This is a genomic window from Nonomuraea sp. 3N208 (assembly GCF_052245935.1).
GTDB lineage: Bacteria > Actinomycetota > Actinomycetes > Streptosporangiales > Streptosporangiaceae > Nonomuraea.
The window spans coordinates 1-4,495 of sequence record NZ_JBQQBR010000116.1 but is presented as its reverse complement, the minus strand read 5'-3'; the positions used below and the strand labels follow the sequence as shown (position 1 = coordinate 4,495).

Sequence of the window (4,495 nt, the reverse complement as noted above, 5' to 3'; positions counted from 1 at the left end):
CGTCCTTGGGCTCCTTGCGTGCCACTGCGGCGTCCTCCAGGTCGATCTCCGTCGATGCCTGGATCACAGTACTCATCAGGTGCGTTCTCCTTGATCAGGAGTTACACCGAAAACCGTACAGTCCCGCCCGGTGGGCCACTGGCGTTCAGATCGAATAACGGGTGGGTCGGATTACAGGGCAGCGGCCAGCTTCTTGAGGATGGCGGCCTGGGCCGGAGTGAGGTAGTGGCCGCTGACGGCCGCCGTCACCTGGTTGACGTAGGCGTTGATGGCGTTGGTCTTGGCCGTGACGTTCCCCCTGTCCTCGGCGCGCTCGGCGGCGGCGAGTTGGGCGCACATGGCGTTGGCCTGGGCCACGCCTTCGTTGGTGACGAAGCGCTTGGTCAGAGTGCACAGGTCGGCATAGGTGACGACCAGCTTGAAGGTGACGGAGGACGCCTGGCCGGAGTTGCCTGCGACGTCGGTGGCGGTGGCCGAGAAGGTGTTGCCCGCCGGGTCGAAGTCGTAGGCAGGGCCGGAGATGTCCTTGCAGGTGGTGGTGGCGACGCCGGAGAGGTTGTCTGCGGCGGTGCAGGTGATGGCGACGGTTTCGAGAATCCCGTAGGTTTCCTTCGCGCCGGTGTACGTGACGGTCGGCGCGGTCTTGTCTAGCTTGACGGTCAAGGACTTGGCTTCCTCGGTGTTGAGGGAGCGGTCGGTGGAACGGTACTTGACGGTGTGGACGGCGTCGGTCGAGAGAACGACCGGGTCGGTGTAGCCGGTCCAAGGGCCTTCATCCACGCTGTACTTGGTGCGGGCGAGGCCCGAGACGTCGTCGGTCGCCTTGAGGGTGACGGTGACATCGGTGTTGTTCCAACCCGCTGCGTTCGGCGCGGGGGCGGTCTCGGCGGTGGTGACCGGGGCCGTGGTATCGACGGGCAGCACCTCGGCGTCCGCGGGAGGCAGGTCCTCCACCACCGTCACGATCGGCGGTTCGACGGCAGGCTGGTCGTAGCGGCCGATGTCGCCGCGGGTGATGACGATGGCCTTCCAGTCGTCATGGTCGACGAGGGTGTTCAGGGTGCCGGCCGGCTCGTTGTCGCTGTTGTTGATGTCGGCGCTCACCTTGGTCCCAGGGGCCGCGATGACGCCGTCGCAGTCCCAGTCGATGGGGTTGCCCGCGTCGGGCACAGGGATGCGGCCGGCGGGAACTGAGACGCCCGCGACGACGCTGGCCGGGCAGAAGTGCGAGGTCGCGACACCCCTGCCCTTCGCGCCCAGGCCGATGGACTCGTCCAGGCCCGGCGGGTTGACCTCGTTCAACGGGTCCTGGCCGCCGTGCGAGTAGTCCCAGTTCTTCACGCCGTTCTTGGTGATGCCTTCGAAGTCGAAGAGGTAGTTCATCGCGCTGAAGTAGTTCGGCTTGAAGTTGCTCTTGCTGTCGCCGCCGTGCCCGAGGCCGAGAGAGTGGCCGATTTCGTGCATGAACACGGCGACCTCGTTGTCAGCGTTGTTCGCCCTGCTGTTGAGGCTGAAGATGACGTCCGTGTCCCCGCCCCGGGTGATACCGCGTACGGCGGCGGGCCCGATCCGGTCGGCCGCGAGCGCGTACCGGAAGATCTCGCCACGTCCGGTCGCGGGGAAGGCGGCATTCTTGATCGCGTCGAAGGCCGTCCAGTTGTAGGTGGCGCCGCCGCCCGGATTGTTCGTCACGTTGCCGAGCTGGGCCTGGTAACCGACCGATCTCGCCCTGCTCAGGTTGCCCCAGGTCGCTCCGCTGGTGTCGAGCGGGCTCTGCGGGCCCGCGTCGATGTGCAGGAAGTATCCATTGGCGTTGTACGTGGCGATGATCCGGCGGAGGGCGGCGGTGCTGAACCGCTCGTCGTGGGTGTTGTCCTCCATCCAGTCGAACTGAACGAAGATGTCCTTCTGACCGACGGCCGCGCCCATCGCGTTCAGGTCGATCTCCTGCTTGTTGAGCCCGTCCCCGTCGGGATCCATGACGACCGGGTGGAGCTTCCAGATGTCGGGGATGTTGTCGATCGTGGAGGCGTTGCAGGCGACGGTGAAGTCGATGTAGACGTTGTTGCCGTCTCCGGGGCCGCTCTGGCTGTGGGTGCAGCCGGGGTTTCCGGTGTTCTCGGCGGTGTTCGTCCCGAACGTGGGCACGTCCCAGTAGAACCGGTAGACGACGTCGTCCGACGCGCCGTAGGGGCGGTACCAGACCTCGCCCTCGGTCCCCGTGCCGATCGACAGGTCGCACGACTCGGCGCGCCAGCTCACCTTCTCGCCTGGTTTGACCTTGTCCGGCGGCGCGGCGCCTTCACCCCAGCAGCCGTGATCTAGTTTCTGGAACACCTTGATCATCGGCAGGATGCCGTCGTTCTTGAGCGTCGAGTTGGCGCTGATGAAGTCGGCGTGCGCCGGTAACGCGGCCACCTGGCTCGTCAGAACCAGTACGCCGATCAGCAGCAGCCCCCGAAGCCACGTCAGTCTGGGCATCGAGCACCCTCATTCCGGAGCGTCCCCCGCCCGCCCCGTTGGCTTCCGGTAACGCCCCTCTTCGCCGCAGAAACTTACGGAGCCGCGCTCAGGGCGTCATGAGTAGCCCATACCTAATCCGCGTATGGCTGTGCGGGCGGAAGGAGGATTCACGCGCTGTCGGCCTCAGGAACACCCCGATGAAGTGCGTGAGCGCGCGGTGCAGACGGGCTTCGAGGTCTACGAATAGCGGATTGGCCAGGGGAAGGCGGGACGGCTCGGATAGCGCACCAGACGGTCCGGCCAAGCCCACTGCCATGCTCTATAACTCCCCAGTCTTGGGAGATCTCAGTAATGATCAGCAATCCGCGGCCGTCTTCCGACTCCGGCTCCTGGCGGATGTGGGGCGCGGAGAACGTGGAACCTGGGTCACGTACCTCCACGTAGACCACCCCCTCTGCCATGGCAACAGTGAGGCCGATGAGATCGTATGGCCTGGCATTGGAGTGCCGGAGCGCGTTCGTCAGGAGCTCGGACGCGGCCAGCGCGGCATCGTCGACAGACGGATGATCGTCCTTCAGCCATCTGCGCACTTGCGCGCGTGCGCGCGATACGGACTCGCGAATAGCCGCCAGATGGATCGAACCGATGACCCTCGGCTCGGCACCCGCTGGTTTCATCACTTCACCCACTCGAAGAAGTCGATCTCCACCCGCCTTGTCCACCATCCCAAGCTTTGGCTACAGTGAGTAGTCAATTGACTTCGACATGGCATCAACCGTTCCGCTGAAACCTTCGTTGAAACGGCGGCATTCCCCCAGGAGGTCAGGTGCCGAAGGAAAGCGAGCTATGCCCCGCGGACTCGCCGACTGCGCTCTTCGGCTTCGAGTTGCGGCGACACCGCAAGGCCCGAGGCTGGTCCCAGCTTCACCTGTCGAAATCGGTGTCCTACTCTGTCGGCACGATCAGCATGATCGAGACGGCGAGGCGGTCGCCGACGGAGGAGTTCGCGCGCCTCTGCGACGAGGCGCTGGAGGCCGAGGGAGCGCTGATGCGGCTCTGGCCGATGGTCAGCCACGCTTCGGCCCCACCATGGTTCCGTCCGTGGCTCGACGTGGAGGCCACAGCGGAGGCGATCCGAACCTGGGAACCGCTGATAGTGCCCGGCCTACTCCAGACCGAGGACTATGCGAGGGCGATTCTGAGCGGCGAACCTGGTGTGACACCAGAGGAGATCGAAGAGCATGTGACCGCTCGCATGGAACGACAGTCGATCCTCCGACGACCCAAACCACCCATGCTCTGGGTGGTCCTCGATGAGGGTGTTCTACACCGCCCGATCGGCAGCCCGAGCGTGATGGCTGCGCAGCTCGCACATCTTCTCGAAGCCGCCCAGGCGCCCCGGATTACCATCCAGGTTCTTCCTGTCAATGCCTACTCCACGACCGGCCTTCTCGGAGGATTCGCCATCGCCCAGGCTCATGGAACGCCCGACACGGCATACGTCGAAGCCGCTTCCAACGCCCAGGTAACCGACTGGACAGAGAGCGTCAGGACCCTAGCATTCAGGTACGAAGGGATCCGTTCTGAGGCGCTGTCCCAGCGCGAATCCATAAATTTGATCAAGGAGACGAAGCAGCGATGGACGAGCTGACCCAGGAAGTACGGGCAGCCACATGGATCAAGTCTTCCTACTCGGGCAGCAATGGGGGCAACTGCGTTGAGGTGGCCAAGCTGTCCGAGGGACGCCGAGGCGTCCGCGACAGCAAGAACCCCACAGGTCCTTCTCTGATCTTCACTTCTGGCGAATGGGCAGCCTTCATCGGCGGCGTAAAGAATGGAGAATTCGACTAAGTCCCTTATGGCTATTTCGCGTTTCCCGGGCTCCCAATAGCACCGCACGCCAGGCAGGGCCACGGCGAGGTATCGGTAACAGCCTGAGCGTCCCTTTCGTGGCGTGACTGTTCGGGGGCTGTAAGAGGGGTCTGGAGACTCGTCTGAGGACGAGAACAGGCACGACCTTCGAGATCATGAG

The 4,495-nt window shown here is 64.3% G+C and carries 4 protein-coding genes; 2 read left to right on the top strand and 2 right to left on the bottom strand.

What is annotated here, in order from left to right; translation table 11 throughout:
- Window positions 1–171: 171 nt before the first annotated feature.
- Window positions 172–2,481, bottom strand: a complete 2,310-nt coding sequence (locus tag ACTWPT_RS59585) for an OmpL47-type beta-barrel domain-containing protein (protein WP_443186403.1) — start codon at window positions 2,479–2,481, stop codon at window positions 172–174.
- A gap of 149 nt (window positions 2,482–2,630) precedes the next feature.
- Complete coding sequence (locus ACTWPT_RS59580; RefSeq protein WP_443186404.1) at window positions 2,631–3,140, bottom strand: ATP-binding protein; 510 nt, start codon at window positions 3,138–3,140, stop codon at window positions 2,631–2,633.
- A gap of 149 nt (window positions 3,141–3,289) precedes the next feature.
- Between ACTWPT_RS59580 and ACTWPT_RS59575 the strand changes: the two genes are divergently transcribed.
- Together ACTWPT_RS59575 and ACTWPT_RS59570 are read left to right on the top strand one after the other, a co-directional pair.
- Window positions 3,290–4,114, top strand: coding sequence for a helix-turn-helix domain-containing protein (locus ACTWPT_RS59575; protein ID WP_443186402.1), 825 nt, complete (start codon window positions 3,290–3,292; stop codon window positions 4,112–4,114).
- On the top strand, window positions 4,102–4,314 hold the full coding sequence (locus ACTWPT_RS59570) for a DUF397 domain-containing protein (RefSeq protein WP_138672814.1): 213 nt from the start codon (window positions 4,102–4,104) through the stop codon (window positions 4,312–4,314). The genes ACTWPT_RS59575 and ACTWPT_RS59570 overlap by 13 nt, the downstream gene beginning before the upstream one ends.
- Window positions 4,315–4,495 lie beyond the last annotated feature (181 nt).